11 protein-coding genes and 1 tRNA gene are annotated in these 14,448 nt (G+C 56.7%); 6 read left to right on the forward strand and 6 right to left on the reverse strand.

Annotated features, from left to right (window positions below):
* The first annotated feature begins 137 nt into the window (after window positions 1–137).
* Together ACQY7R_RS09885 and ACQY7R_RS09890 are read left to right on the forward strand one after the other, a co-directional pair.
* Complete coding sequence (locus ACQY7R_RS09885) at window positions 138–1,061, forward strand: hypothetical protein (protein WP_428305435.1); 924 nt, start codon at window positions 138–140, stop codon at window positions 1,059–1,061.
* Window positions 1,058–2,884: a CFI-box-CTERM domain-containing protein gene (locus ACQY7R_RS09890; protein WP_428305436.1), complete on the forward strand. Its 1,827-nt coding sequence runs from the start codon at window positions 1,058–1,060 to the stop codon at window positions 2,882–2,884. Before ACQY7R_RS09885 ends, ACQY7R_RS09890 begins: the two co-directional genes overlap by 4 nt.
* 715 nt (window positions 2,885–3,599) lie before the next feature.
* On the opposite strand, the gene ACQY7R_RS09895 is transcribed toward ACQY7R_RS09890, so the two are convergent.
* The 3 genes from ACQY7R_RS09895 to ACQY7R_RS09905 form a co-directional block, all read right to left on the reverse strand.
* On the reverse strand, window positions 3,600–4,739 hold the full coding sequence (locus ACQY7R_RS09895; RefSeq protein WP_428305437.1) for a tyrosine-type recombinase/integrase: 1,140 nt from the start codon (window positions 4,737–4,739) through the stop codon (window positions 3,600–3,602).
* A gap of 161 nt (window positions 4,740–4,900) precedes the next feature.
* Window positions 4,901–5,365 (reverse strand): hypothetical protein, encoded by a 465-nt coding sequence (locus tag ACQY7R_RS09900; protein ID WP_428305438.1) that lies wholly within the window; start codon window positions 5,363–5,365, stop codon window positions 4,901–4,903.
* A 200-nt stretch (window positions 5,366–5,565) separates the two neighbouring features.
* The gene (locus ACQY7R_RS09905; protein WP_428305439.1) at window positions 5,566–5,964 is read right to left on the reverse strand and encodes a helix-turn-helix domain-containing protein; all 399 of its coding nucleotides are present in this window, start codon (window positions 5,962–5,964) and stop codon (window positions 5,566–5,568) included.
* A gap of 292 nt (window positions 5,965–6,256) precedes the next feature.
* On the opposite strand from ACQY7R_RS09905, the gene ACQY7R_RS09910 reads away from it, so the two are divergent.
* Entirely contained in the window at window positions 6,257–7,165 is a 909-nt protein-coding gene (locus tag ACQY7R_RS09910; protein WP_428305440.1) for a hypothetical protein, read from the forward strand.
* A 150-nt stretch (window positions 7,166–7,315) separates the two neighbouring features.
* Complete coding sequence (locus tag ACQY7R_RS09915) at window positions 7,316–8,161, forward strand: hypothetical protein (RefSeq protein WP_428305441.1); 846 nt, start codon at window positions 7,316–7,318, stop codon at window positions 8,159–8,161.
* Between the two features lie 19 nt (window positions 8,162–8,180).
* Here the strand turns inward: ACQY7R_RS09915 and ACQY7R_RS09920 are convergent, their stop codons facing one another.
* Both ACQY7R_RS09920 and ACQY7R_RS09925 read right to left on the reverse strand, forming a co-directional pair.
* Window positions 8,181–9,323 (reverse strand): MBL fold metallo-hydrolase, encoded by a 1,143-nt coding sequence (locus ACQY7R_RS09920; protein ID WP_428305442.1) that lies wholly within the window; start codon window positions 9,321–9,323, stop codon window positions 8,181–8,183.
* Between the two features lie 396 nt (window positions 9,324–9,719).
* Entirely contained in the window at window positions 9,720–10,097 is a 378-nt protein-coding gene (locus ACQY7R_RS09925) for a hypothetical protein (protein WP_428305443.1), read from the reverse strand.
* A gap of 711 nt (window positions 10,098–10,808) precedes the next feature.
* Between ACQY7R_RS09925 and ACQY7R_RS09930 the strand changes: the two genes are divergently transcribed.
* Window positions 10,809–10,880, forward strand: a tRNA-Arg gene (locus tag ACQY7R_RS09930).
* 188 nt (window positions 10,881–11,068) lie between these two features.
* On the forward strand, window positions 11,069–13,273 hold the full coding sequence (locus ACQY7R_RS09935) for a hypothetical protein (RefSeq protein ID WP_428305444.1): 2,205 nt from the start codon (window positions 11,069–11,071) through the stop codon (window positions 13,271–13,273).
* Window positions 13,274–13,290: 17 nt separating this feature from the next.
* Here ACQY7R_RS09935 and ACQY7R_RS09940 read toward each other — a convergent pair whose 3' ends face one another.
* On the reverse strand, window positions 13,291–14,340 hold the full coding sequence (locus ACQY7R_RS09940) for a helix-turn-helix transcriptional regulator (protein ID WP_428305445.1): 1,050 nt from the start codon (window positions 14,338–14,340) through the stop codon (window positions 13,291–13,293).
* Between the last annotated feature and the right edge of the window lie 108 nt (window positions 14,341–14,448).

Consider the following 14,448-nt stretch of genomic DNA (forward strand, 5'->3'; position numbering starts at 1 on the left):
AGGAAAGTGTTTGTCCTTTGTTCTGACGGAGTTGCGGCATGCCCGTACCCACAAAACCTGTACCGCCAGTCCTGTTCGGTTCTATGAACGCGGAACGCGAAGCGTCTCGGCGTGCGAGTTCGCTCCGGCTGAGTTGGATGGACGTCGCCGACGCTGATACTTACGACATCCGATTTGGTGCCGAGGACGTTCGACAAAATGCCTCGAAGGGCGTCTTCCTTGGGGGACTTCTTGCAAACCAGCATCAGCAGGTTAGGGTTCGTGGTGTCAGCGCCGCGGATGGAGCAGGTACTTGGTCCGATCCCGCAACGATTGCCACGCGCCCGGACAAACCTGGCCCACCGTTCTTGCAGTCTCCGGCCGACCGGCGACATGATCGGCTGATACTCACATGGAATGAAGTCAACGGAATCGCAATATATGATCTCCAGGTGAATGGTATTGAGTTTGCAGCTATCGTCCAGCGTCCGTACACGTTCGATCATCTCCCCGACAATACTCCAGCCCGTCCGAATGTGGGCTATGTAGTAGCGATTCGAGCCCGTGACGATGCCGTTGGCGGGGTATCTGAATGGTCCGATAACTCCGCTCCACTGGTGACCCGACCGCCTCACCCGGCTAGCCCAAGTCGCGCACCCTACGATTTAACTGGATGGGGAATCGTATTGAAATGGTCGCTGACTGATGCATTCAATGGTGGCACATCCGCATTCATTCGGCTGTTTCGGGACATGGACAGCGAGACGAACAAGAAACTCTTGGATGGCCAATTTGACTCGAACGGTCAGCCCATTCCAGGCGGATTGAAGGAGTCACGATTTGTGGATAGTAAGCAGCGAATGTCGGCGGTTAAGACGTATCGAATGCAGTTGATCGTCCCCCCCGCTGCGACTCCCGCGCCCATCCCTGACGAAGATGGCACGAACCCAACTGGAGAGAATCGGTCATTTCCAAGTCCAGACCTTGCCTTGCGATATCCGTTCTACCTGAGGGCGCTGCGGCCTCAGATTGGTCGCGTCGTCAATCCGCAACGGCAGGCTCAGGGGACTCATACAACATGATTCCTGCTCTGGCAAAACAAATTCGTTCCACGCAGCAGAACCTGCAAATGCCATCTCGACTGGGGGCATTCGCTTCCAAGGAGGCCCCATCGGCTGTGCGCGTGTCGACCAAAGTATCTACGCCCGACAGCGACGCCAGTGAAGGGGCCAAGTACTACAGGCGTCAAGCGAGCGGTGGAAGGAGGTATTACGGCAGAAGGAGTAAGGGCGGATGGGATTACTACGGTGGCCGAGCATCCGGAGCAGCTAAATATTACGGGCGTAGAATTAAGAACGGGGCAGACTACTACGGACGCGATATCAGTGGTGGATGGCAGTATTATCGTGAAATAGCTTCTGGAGCGTGGCAGTACCACTTTGGCACTTCCGAGAGATATCGGACCACTCCTGAAGACCCGTGGATGGACTCGAATCTAAGGATGGACGACGGCGGACCAATTGATGGACCCTGGTATGGTCATTACCTCGGGCCAAGTCCACGTACTCCGCGTGAGTACGATCGGCATTATGGCCGAGAGCCGGTTACTCCGGTAGATGCGGCGGCCAAGCGGCACGACGAGGAATATGACGCGATTCAAAACCGTTATGGGATGTACAACACTTACGGTGACCCAGCGGCGGTATGGTTTGCAAACTATGTCCATCCTCATTCGGGATTGCATTTGGCATTAGCCTACGCGGATGCTGCCCTTGTATGGAGGAGTTGGTGGGGAATTGGGGAGGGCATTTTCTCTGGGGAATACGACCTGACCTTCTCAAAGGGAACGCAGGGCTGGGCGAATCTTTTCAGCGATTTTGCTTGGGCTCTTGGGATTACTTATCTCTACGCGGGACCTAGCGCAGCTTGGCACTTGGCAGTGGGGCTGAATCCATATGTAATAGTCGCGACAATCGCGATCGAGCTGAATAATCGCTTCGACGCACTGGGAGGAATCGACTACTACAGCAGACGATTCGGCGACGGGGCCCGCTATTACGGCAGATCTGCAAGTGGAGGTTGGAATTACCATACGCAGTCTGCTCGGGATGGGTGGCAATATTATAGCGATGCTGTTTCAGGTGGGTGGAGCTACTACTCCGATCGATTCCGCAACGGCTGGGAGACGAGCACTGGTATTGAAGGTGGAGCCAAGTATTACGGCAGCCGGATCTCCGGCGGAGCCAAGTACTACGGTGGCCGGATCTCCGGCGGAGCCAAGTACTACGGTGGCCAGATCTCCGGCGGAGCCAAGTACTACGGTGGCCAGATCTCCGGCGGAGCCAAGTACTACGGTGGCCAGATCTCCGGCGGAGCCAAGTACTACGGTGGCCAGATCTCCGGCGGAGCCAAGTATTACGGTGGCCAGATTTCGGGCGGAGCCAAGTACTATGGAAGTCAGATTTCTGGTGGAGCCAAGTATTACGGTGGCCAAGCCAGCAGCGGATGGAAAAACGCTGGCGGAAAAGTCAGCGATACATGGAAGAAGGCAACTGGAGGTGGCGGTGGAGGAGGATGTTTTCTAACGACGGCTGCGGTACGGTCGCTATCCACTCAGAATGGCGAGCGAGTCCTTGCGACTCTCAGGGCCTTTCGGGATGGTTGTCTACTCGCGTCAGACCAAGGCAGGGAGCTCGTGGGGGCCTATTACGCCATCGCCCCGCAAATCGTCGATCGCATCGATGCGTCCAGCGCTCCCGCAGGCGAATACGAACGGATTTACCACGAGATAGTACTGCCCTGCCACCAGTTCATCCTGAGCGGGGACTCTGAGGCCGCCATTGGTATCTACTCGCGGGGAGTATGCCAATTGGCCGCCAAGTGGCTTTCAGGCGACTATCGTTAACAATAAGCCAGGTGCTGTACTGTTTTGCCATAACAGGAAGGCGCCTCCATCAATGGAAATTCGGTTCGCTCGTCGTGGCCTGCAGGGATGTCCCTCGGTCAATCCACATTTGATTGAACCTGTGTCAGTTGCATCACCTTCCGAAGGCTGAAACTGAGCGAATGTCGCAACTGGAGAATCCACCGACTGCCATCAAATTGTCGTAAAGCTGATGGCGTGTAGCCGTCTAGGAGCGTGCTTGGCTCGTGCCCCAGGACGAACCGTCCTGAGCCATTTGCGGAAGCCCCACTCTTTCCTGCGACCGGTGCCTGATGGCAGGTGAGTCCGTCGGCCGGCCACATGGCGAAACGGCAAGTAGCTTGCGCGCGGAGGTGTTCACGACCGATGTTGCTGTGTAGCTACGTCTTTCGTTCGGCCTAATCCGAAAGGCAGACGTGGGGACAAACTGGGGACAATGTTGGCAACGCTACACGACACAGGTACAATCCATTCGAAACATCACCGCGCCGTCAATTCTTTTCCTGAGAGGGCTTTACGACGCATTTGCAATGTGAGGCAATTCAAAAGAAGCACTCGTTAAGCGCGACTCAAAATCCAGTTCCCGCAAGGGAGTGAAGGTTCAAGTCCTTTCTCCGGTACCTTGGTTTTCCCGGGCATTTCGCTCGAAATCGCCCGTGGAAAACCCATTCTAAAAGAAGTAGTTCTACAGCCAGTTCTACACTTCTTCGGATTCGCCTTGAGCCGGTGAATCACTTGTGTTCGTGGGGCTCGCAGAACTCCCAGCTTCGTCCATGTGGATTTTGCGAGCGTTGGCCGCCGCCCGCAGGGCCGGGCGGGTGTTGATGTAGTAATTCTCCGTCGTCGCCACATTAGCATGGCCCAAGAAGTCTTTCACGACGACGGTCGGGACATTGCTGGCGATGAGTGCGGAGGCACAGCTGGACCGACAGTTCTTGGGTACGTAGTGGGCGTCAGCCGGAATGCCGGCCGCGTCCTGAATGGCATGCCAGTCCGCGTACACGCTGCGATAAGAATCATGAGGCCACGGCAGCACGGGATCGCTAGGTTTCGCCGCTGATTCCGTGTGCCATACCTTCAGGATGGCCGCCAAGTCGTCCCCCATCGGGACCATTCTTTCTTTTCGGCCCTTCGACGTGCCGGCTACGACGCGGACCTCCTGCCGTTCGAGATTAACGTCGTTCCAGCTCATCCCCAGGAGTTCGCCTCGCCGCACGCCGAGGTAGAAGGAAAGATACAGGAAGACTCGCCACCAGGCGGCAGAGCGATGCTTCAACTTCAACTCCGGATTCTTCACAGCGGCAAGAATGGCAATGAAGTCCTCATCCGGAATAATCGTCGGTTTCTTCCGCTCCTCCCTGATAAACAATCCGTGAAAATCTGGGGCCTCCTGAATCAAGCCACGTCGCTTTGCCCAGCGGAGTGCAGCCCGCAGGTGACGAAGGTCTCGATTCACCGTCGCCGCCGCCGCCCCTAGGCGGAGCCGCTCATTGGCGAAGTCTTCAATGACGATTCGAGTCACTGCTGAAAGACGTTTCGGTTTGGCCAGGTTACTGAATGCGTTGAGGCAGTGACCATAAAGGGACATCGTCGTCTTCGGTCGGCGAACCCCATAGGTGTCGATGAAGAATTCAACGAAATGATCCCAGGGCGGGTCGTCGCACTCTTTCAGCCCGCCTTCGAGTTCACGTTCCAGTTGACGACGCTGACGCTCCGCGTCTTTTTTAACGGTAGTCTTCGTCGACTTCCATTTTTCTTTCCAACCACCGCCATTCGGCTTCGGTTGCCACCATCGCAAATACCAGTACGGCGATCTGCCGTTAGGATGTTTCAACACTTGGACAGCACGAACTGATGCCACGATCTACCCGATGATCTCGAAAGGTGTAATTACGTTCCTTGCTCTATTAAGTACCCTCTCAACGGGCCTTCCCTGGTCCGAATGCCAGACAGGAGGGGAGCGAGTTGCGCTCCCCTCCCGATCGCGAGGCTAGGGAACTACTTGGTCAGTTCCGCCAAGAGCTCTTTCCGGGAGTCTGCCATGGCGACAACTCGACCGCGGAGAGTAATCACATGCCGCCGCATATGGATCCGCTGCGACAAAAGTTTCATCTCAGCGATTTCCTCGACTTGCTTCTCAATTTCGTCGATGGTTCTCTCGAAGCCCAGCAACTCGTTCCCTAGAGCATCGACGCTCTCCGCGGCCCCACCTGTGCTGATAAAGTTCTTTACGGCTTCGACAAGATCTCGTGCTTCACTGAGACCGGCCTCAAACGGGAGCACATGAGCCTCTGTGCCGTACTCGTTCATAAGGTCAGCCCAACGCTGCGTTTTCTCCGCCCGCTCGAGCCTGGGGTAGGCCGCCGGGACTTGCTGAAGGCGTGCCTCTGATCCATACCGTAGCCGTGCAGCGTCGATCGTCTCAACCTGAAGGTCTGCAGACATCCCCGTCTTACTTCTCATTTCGAAACTCCCTAATAAACCGTGCGTCTTTCAACCGGGAACCAACGGCCCCCGCGGCGAGCAGGTAATCTTGACGTAAATACCCAGCCGCAGGCGACTTCTATTCGGCAGGAAAACTGCAGCAAATCCGCAGGCGACCGCACAGTGGCAGGTGGCCCCGTGGATGCAAGGAGAGAAGTGCCTAAGCACCGGCCCAGCAGCTAGGCCCCATCTTCGAAGCTGGCCAATAGCTCACGTAAGCTCGCACTTGTTCGCTCAAGATCGCCAAGCAGTCGTCGAGCGGACGCAATGAGTCGTCGCGAATCGCCCGCCTGCGAAGCTTCGGCAGCAGGCTCGATGCCTGGGAACTTGAATCCCCGAGGGACCTTATACGCTCTGGTCTCGGGGTCGAAGCGATAGGGCACGCCTGCCTCGGCAAGCGTTTGGAGAATCCGGTGGACCGTGCGTACTGAGCAGCCCAGTTCTTGGGCGAGAGCTTCAGCATCCCAGCGACCGCCGCCCATGATGCAATGCAACGCTCGCACGACGCGAGCCAATCGCTGCACCTGTCGTGCACGACGTTCTGCATCGCTTCGCTGCGGGTTTGGCTTCTTCGCCACTCAGATGCACTCGCGGACTCTTATTGAGGAAGTCGCGGATCATAGTGCACATATCTGACAGCTGTGGGGCACACCGCCTCATGAAATCGGTTCCGAACTTTGAACTTCTCTGCAGCAAAGCCTTCTGGCTCCGGTTGCACGAGAGCCTCTGCGGGGTACGCATGACTCTGAGTCGTCACCGACGCAGCAGGCAGTGCCCCACTATTGGCAGAGTCAATGAGTAGCCTTTTGGCACTCGTTCACCAAGCGATTCTCGGCTGCCGACTGCTCCTCGTCATGACCAGGCATCAGGATGCTCCGCTCACTTAGCAATGACTTCATCCAAGCCCTCCTCGCAACGAAGTTTTGGGCGAACATTCGCCAGGACAATGACCTTTTTCCTGAGATCAGGAGAGACGCCGTCACCGTCTACTATCGCGGTGCCGCGTTGATTCGCGATCTACGACTACGGGACGGCGTCCTCAGCGGGACGACCCATCAAAAGTACATTCCAATTTATCCACCGCCTAAACCCGTTGTGCAGCTTGCACTGCATGAAGAAGACTTTCATTTCGCCGAGCGAGTCGAAGGTTGGCCTCTCCGCGACGCACGCCCTCAAATCCTGCAAGCCTACAAATCGAGAATCAAGTGCGTCGGTGGCCCGGAAGACGCGGTCATCCACGCCCTTTGCTGCTGCACCGGCAACACGATTGTGGACCAGGAAATTAAGTTCCAACTCTCTGGCGATAAAACAGCTGACAAAATTGACATCCTCTCGTTCGATTCGGCAACTTCGACTTTCTGCTTTGTCGAGGTGAAACAGATTGCCGACGTACGTTTGCGAGAAGGGCCTGACGGGCTTCATGAAGTCGCGAGTCAACTGAAGCTGTACAGCGACCGGCTTCGGGCTCAGGCTAACTCAATTCGTTCGGGTATCGAAAACATCATCAGACTCAAGGCACGCTTAGGATTGGGCCATAGAATCACCGCCTGCCACGGCGTCCCAGTGGAACGGCTGCTGGCTAAACCGGTGCTGGTGATCGGCGGCTGCAGCAAGCAAGAAGTCCGGGACATTTTACAGCTACGTGCTCCTTGGGCATCACTCATGAACAGCCTGCAGGGCGTGGCCGCAGGTTTGATAGTGTGCGGCAGCGACGGCACTCGCCTTGACTTAAGCGACGGAAGGAGTCGCCGATGGTTTGATCGAGAGTTGGTGACGTAACCGTGGTCCGCTTGTCAGCTTCGTCTTTCGATGCATCGAGAGCACGTCGGCGGGATGGCTGTCCCGCGTCTGTCAGAACCAACGGCTACGATGCAATTGGTTGCTCGCACGTGACACTTGCATCACTCGTTAGGACAGGCAAAGAGTCGTATGAATACTTGCTTCGAAGGCATGAACGAAGTTGCGGACGAGTTCTTGCTGCTCGACGACACTTGGGCTGGTACACCTCCTCGTTTCAGTCATTTCGCTTCCCTCCTACGACTTTCTAAGTCGCCCGCCCTGTTTCGAAACGAGAATCTCATCGACCGAATGTCCCACTGCTGCGAGGCGGCATGGCGGTCGGCGACAGAGCTTCAGCATCGTCGCGTTTCAGCGGACAGCTGGGGGTGCACTAAACACCTAGAACTCTGCGAAGACAATCCAAGCTCGGAGGTCGTGCTTGAAAGATTGCTGGCTCGGCTAACCCCCGGCAACTGGTGGAATCAAGTTCCAGTGGACGCGGGCTCGCTCGATGGCCAAGGGCGACGCAAGATTGATCTCGTCCATCGCAGTGGCGATAGGTATTCCATCGTGGAGCTGAAGGTTAATTCAAACACACCACTGTCGGCTGCCATCCAAGTCATACAATACGGCGTCGCCTATTTGTTGTTCCGTCAGTGCGTTTTACCAGACCTGCTAGAACGAGGTGATGCCGACTCTCCGGCGATCATGCAAGCAACAGAACTTGATCTCGTGGTACTCGCACCCACTCAGTACTACGATCGCTTCGCCAGCTCACATGGATGGCTGGAGAGCTTTGAGCGTCAAATGGATAGTCAGCTCGCAGGTTCGGCAGCCCGTCAGGCGGTGGGAATCTCAATGACATTCCGGTTCGAGTCATTCCCGCGTGACTTTGCGTGGCCGCTCAATCTTGCAACAGATGCTTCCAGGCATCTGCAGGTGGCTCAAGCCGTGCTGGGACGTCAACGAGTCTTCGGCTTAACCGAAACAGGTTAGGCTCACTTCAGGATGTCGCTTAGCTGAGCGTCATCTTCTCGCCGTCTTGTGGGAGAATGACGTTCGAGAACTGTCGCTGAAACTCATGCGGCTCGAAAGTGTGGACCGGCACGAGCCGCTGCGGAGCAATCGCATTCACCAAGCGGACGATGTCCTGTGATAGGATATGGCCCGAAGTATGTAGTGGTATTAGGTGGAGGGGATTTTTCCGTGCCGGATCGATGAGTGATTTCCACTCCGGTCGTTCCAGATATCCTTCCCAGCTCGAAAAAATGCAGCTCGAATTCTCTGGAAATCCCATCGTGAAATCTGGAAACATCGATGGCCGGAAGACCATTAGAAATTTCTCCGGCGTGGATACGATTTCGTCGATCTCAATCCGGCACTTCTCGAACAGGTCGGTGAACTTCTGCGAGATTCCTTTTCGCTCGGCCGATTCCATCATGGAGTTGGGGAAGTAAACGCGAAGATCGTTGTCCCGTCCTGGTACGGGGACGGCAAGCTGGCTCCCAACAAGATGCAACACGAAGGCGGCGTACAAATCAGGGACGAAGATTCGTCCCGTTCTCTTGGCCGCTCTGATGAACCCGACGAGTCGGTCAACGTGCTGTGGCGAGAAGGAAGCGAACACTATTCCGGATGCCTTCGAGACCTCGTCCACGATCGCATTCTCAAGGTCGTATTCGGTGGTTCGTTTGCCGTCGGGCAATCCGAAATGCGTTCCTTCCATCAACATCAGGTCAATTGGTCGATCCCTCAGCACCTCGACGAGGCGTCTATGCATTCCTGGTTTGCGACCGTGCAATCTCAAATCGCCTGAGTAGAGGATTCTCTTTCCGCCAGCTTCGATCAGGAGAGCGACACAATCGAAGATGGAATGATCGACGGAGAACGGAGTGACGGTGAAGTCCCCAATGACGACTGGCTGCTCGGGGACTAGCTTTCGAAATCGTTCGCGTGGAATGGCGACTTGGTTTGCGAATAAGGCTCCCGCGAGAGCCATCTTGCTAGTTCCGACGGTCGCGTAGACTGGAATGTCCGTCGATGTTCGGTCAAGCAGGCCGGTGTGATCGAGATGGGCGTGCGACAACAAGATCGCATCTGGAGAAGTTTGATCGTCGAACAGGCCAGTTACACCAGGAAGAAAACCACTGGCCTGCATCTCCGAATTGCCGAGTCGCCGAATTTGGTACGAGTCGAGCGGTTCACGATTGGCATCGAAGAGCGGCAGCCCAAGATCCAGGATCAGTCGCGTACGAGCCGTGGCAACCTCGATGCAAGAACCGCCGACGGTAGCTGTGCCCCGATGAACCGTTACGTTAACCGTCAATTATCCCTCTTTGGCAGGATGCGAAGTTAAATAACGCTCCTGGAGAGCTGCGGTTTTCAGGCTTCAAGGCGGCCCGTCCACCCGGTCAGGGTCGGTCAGCTTGGTCTTGGCACTTGCGTGCATCACAAGTCGCCGACGGGTTGTAGCCGCCGCCGTATCCCCTCAGCGGGGAATGCGTCTCTCCAGGAGCATGGTTCCACAATAGCGAACCGGGCTGACACGGGCGGGTCAGTCGTCGAAGTCGTCGTCAAAAAGGGCGTCCACGTCGGGCCCCATGTCATAGTGCTCGTTTCGTTGTGCCTTCCAGGCGGCCAGCTTAAACCGAGCAGAAATCACCTGCAGTCGCGACAGATCGGTAGCGTTACCGTGGTAGATGATTCCCTCTTCAGTCCTGCGATTGAGCAACACTCGACCTCGTGGAACTTCAAAGTACTCATCGTTCGGCGATAGGCCGAACTGCTCTGAGATTCGCTCCCACTCCTCAAAATGGTTGAGCTCACTATCGATGAGCGTTCCGTCCGATGAGTTTGATTCTGGAGCGTGGGTTATGGCAACGAGAGTTGTGCCATCGTCCCACCAGATCCCGATTTGAGGACTTAAGCTCAAGCAAAATACTCCGGATGGTAAGGAACGAACGACTGGGCCGATGTCGCAATGTCTATTGGCCTTGCCGGCGAATTCTCCGCAGCTCCACTAACTTCAATTCCTCACGGAGTGCGTCTCCGTCCCCGCGTCCGATGGCTTCCCACATGTTCAATTCTGTGTATGTGTCGAGAACCCGCTCCCGCCAGTCGTAGGAGTTCCCACCCGTCTGAGCAGTGTGCTGCTGCGTCTCTTGAGCCTGTAGGCAGTAGGCAATCGCCAGAATTGCGACAAGTACAAACAGGACGAATGCTCCCACCGCAATGAAGATCTGCTCCAAAGAAATGCTCGTTGTCGCAGATTCGGTCTCCTCATTCGTTTGCTCAGCGACAGCCTGTGAGCCAGAGTGCTTCTCCCCAGCGTACAACCTCCCACTCCCCAACCAAGCAGCTAGGAGTAGAGCCAATGCGATACGCAACCAATTCATATTCGCCTTTCCCCAGATTGCCTGTGTTGAGCTGATTACTCCCTACTCTATTACTACCCGGATGAACTGACGAAGGCGGGTCATCAATGCGAACCATTTGCCGGCGACGCCCCTCTAGTTTGCGGTGGCGGCTGTGAGGGCCTCCCTCCGATTTCGATTGAAGAGTCCTCTGGTCTCCGCGAGGGTTGGCAGGGTATCTTTACGCCATCGACTAGCTATTTGCCTTTGTCTTATCCGTTTGCAATTGTTCCGGAGTAGTTCAATGGGAGAACGCTCGGCTTCGGACCGAGAAGGTGCTGGTTCAAGTCCAGCCTCCGGACCTCTCAACAGCTCGTACGCCGCGAATCCAGGTTATGCCTCGCTGCAGCTCGCGAAAGCGTTGACGACGGCTGAAGAGCACGCTGATTCAGCGACTCGCCAGCGGAGTCTGCAGAAGGCTCAGAAATGGGCGGCTGTGCTTCAAGGCATGATCGACGGCTCATTGGCGGTTGGCTCTCGCACACCACTTTTGTCAACGCCAGCTTGGGTGACCCCGGAAGTTGTCACAGGCGGTTTTGCGACCGGCGACGTGATGGCCGGCGGTCCGCTGACGGAATACGAACGTCAGCTTCAACAGCGACTACATCTATCAGCTTCGGGGGGAAGCCGCTGGGCACTCAATACCTACTTTTTGTCGGAGCATGGGCTCGCCGAACTCTCAGAACGGCTTGATTCGGGGAGTTACCTGATCAACGTTCCGGAAGAAGGAGCCTTGGCTGCAATCGCTTGGCTCGCCAGAGACGGTCAGACGGACGCCGCACGTCAACTCGTTGATGAGCTCTTGCCGTTCTTCGACAAACTCAGATTCTTCCCTGAGTTTGTGGACTCGCCGCGACGGGTGGGGCAACGGGTTTTCGTGCAGAGCGTGGGGCAGACGATCAGCAAGCTCCAAAGCATCTCAGCGAAGCCAGGCCTACTGGCTCAACAGGAGACGCTTGAGGTTTGGACGCCCCTCTACGATCAAGTCATCGCCTTATTCCTGGAAACAGTCGATGGGCCGCGTCCAACATTAACGGCTGCTCCACAGTTCGCCGGCGAGCATTGGTCCGTCGAGGGCGGTTGGCCTTGCCGCCAGTTCGCTGCTGACTGGGCGGAGCGTGGCAGATCGCTGCTCAAGCAGATCGAGCGGCTTCGGCAGAGCCACCGCCACAGCCAACGATCAACTCACCGCAAGTCGAGCCTTGCACAACTGCTGCCGCTTCTTCAACGCTGCGTCGTCAATCACCACTCACTTCAAGGACGGGACGTCGGACGAATTCGCGTGGCCCTTGCCCGCTACCATGCTAAGCGAGGTTGGCCAGATTCCGAACGTTGCCAGAAAGTCCGTCAGCAACAAGCCAATCAGGCCCGCACGCCGCTATTTCACCAGATTGCCGCTGCCGTGCTGCCCCGCCTCAAGGGCTATCCGACGAATGGCGGCATCGAAGTTCTCGCTCCGATCACCAAACCACTGACGCTCGACGAGTCCGCTCACTGCAACGTCCCAGCAGAGACCCCGTTGCCGGAAACGATTCGTCGCAAGATTGAGCAAGCTCTTTGGGACACGATCGACGTACTGATTCAGAAGGGGCTCATCACTTCGGGCGAATCGCTCGCGAAGGTGCTGCCACAGCTGACGTCGGGAGTTCGCTCTGCCGGCATTGCCGACCCGCACCTTCGTTCGTTGTATGCTGCCATCTACCGGGCGTTTCGGCGTCGCCGCTCGCTACTTCTGCTTGACCTCCAAAGCCAAGTGCGGTTGGAAGAGCTCCCTTGGGTCGCAGCCATCGAACGTCTCCGCTCGGAGAATCAGTCGACGCAAACGGTCGCTCAGCAGACGCTGCAGGAAATCGCCTCGCTGACTCTCTCGTCATTCCCGCAGGCCATTTTGCCCAACAAACTCCTCCAGGAGTTGCGTGCGTTGGTCAAAACAGCCGGCCTCGATCTCCCACTCGTTGACGAGTTGGCCGCTGACATCTTCATGGGGCGATTCTCCGGAACGTTCGTGAGGTCCGTTCATCAAGCATCGAACATCCTCCGCGGAACGATCTACGCCCTCTACTACGACATCGACTGTGATGAGCTCCTCAAGAGCCAGGAGCCGCGGAAAGAAGAACGTCGTGGCTTGTTCAATCAACTGAGGACGTACGCGTCGCCGCCTAGTAGCGAACCGACGCTGATCGATATCTGCTCGAAACGGGCTGGCGTTAGTTATGGGAGTTGGCAGCCAGCAATCAGCGGCATGCTCATCGAGCAGCAACAAATCCTCACCACGCAGAACCTCGCCCAGCTGTTCGCCGCCCTTGATCTTCAACGCACGCTTCAAGGGCAGTTGCTGCCAATGGCTCAGGAGTGCCTTCGCTGGGTTTGCGAAGAACTTCAGCGTCCAAACCTCGAATGGCATGCCAAGCTCATCAAAGTGAAGCAGGCTGCGTATGCCTGGCGGCAGATGCTGTTTTTCCTCTCCTTCGCATCCGCTGACGATCGCTCATCGTTCCGAGAGTGGGCTGCTGAGCAGTTCGCGACACAGCCGCAGGAGTTTCAGATTCGCTTTGGTCGAGCGATGGCCGGCCTCGACGTTGCCTTGCTAGGGCATCCTCCCGAGAGCAGCGGAGGCAAGGTGTTCACGGGCTGGGCGGAGAAGCGTCACTGGTTGCTTTGGGAGTCGCCTGGAGATCAACTCCGACGCGACTGATAGGGCAAAGTTCTGCCTCAAGAATTCTGAGTAATCGCTTGCTGAAGTTTTTCGACGAAACGCTCTTTGAGTTCCGCCGGCTGCAGTACTTCGACTCTTCCTGCCCAGGCGAGTAGCCAGTGAAGGATTTCGTCGATGCCATCGACAGTAAACTGCAACGTCACTGATCCATCGCGATGAGGCTTCATACGCTGCGAGTGGTGCCAGTTGGTCTCAGCCACGAGTCTCGCCGCGGCAGGGATGAAGCGAAGCTCCACGTCATATGTCTTCTCCCCACGAAACACCGCCCAGGCATTCCCAAAATATTCGCGGAGACTGAAGTCGGTCGGCACTTCAGCAGCTTCTTGCAACAGCCGCAACGACTTAAAGCGGGCGATGCGAAACGTCTTCGTCGAGTCCTCGCCGTCAATTCGTCCCACGACGTACCAGGCTGCTTTTACTAGGCAGAGCCTATAGGGATGGATGCAGAGCTTCCGGGGTGCCGTCTCGTGCGGACTATCGTAGACGCCGGTGAGGCACTTCCGCTGCAGGAGCGACTGCTGCACAGTGCGGATGGTCTCTTGATGCTGGCTGTGGTCCGCCAGTTGAAGGCTGAATACTTCGATTAGCTTCCCGGCGTCCGCCATCAGCTGCTGAGTCGCTGGCTTGGAGCTGGCGGCGAGCTTGCGGGTGGTTGGCCCCGCTCCAGCCCCGACCATTCCCGGAGCCTTCGAGAGGGCTGTTGCGACGACTTGCCCCCAAGCTTCGTCATCGCTGAGAGCGAGCGTCGGAAATCTGATATCCGACCGCAGACGATAGCAGAGTTCGGCCTCGTCGAAGTACCAGGGGACGCCGGCGAATTCGAGCACTTCTAGGTCCCGGTACACCGTTCTCTCAGAGACGCCAAGTTCATCGGCGATTGCTCGGGCGTTCCAACGACCGCGGGACTGGAGAAGTAAAAGGACTCCCAAGACGCGAGCAATGCGGTCGTTCTGGCGGACGCGACGATCACGATCGGGGCGAGCAGGGATCGGCGAGGTACGGCCGGGAGGGATGGATCTGCTGGACGACGATTTTTTCTTGGCCATGTTAATTGCTGCGAGCCTGGATGGGTCAGCAGCTAGTGTCGTCTATCACTGTGACGACGGTGGGTCAGGGCGATGAACGACGCCTTCCATGACGCCGTTCATCCCGCA

This window comes from Lacipirellula sp. (assembly GCF_965279485.1).
GTDB lineage: Bacteria > Planctomycetota > Planctomycetia > Pirellulales > Lacipirellulaceae > Lacipirellula.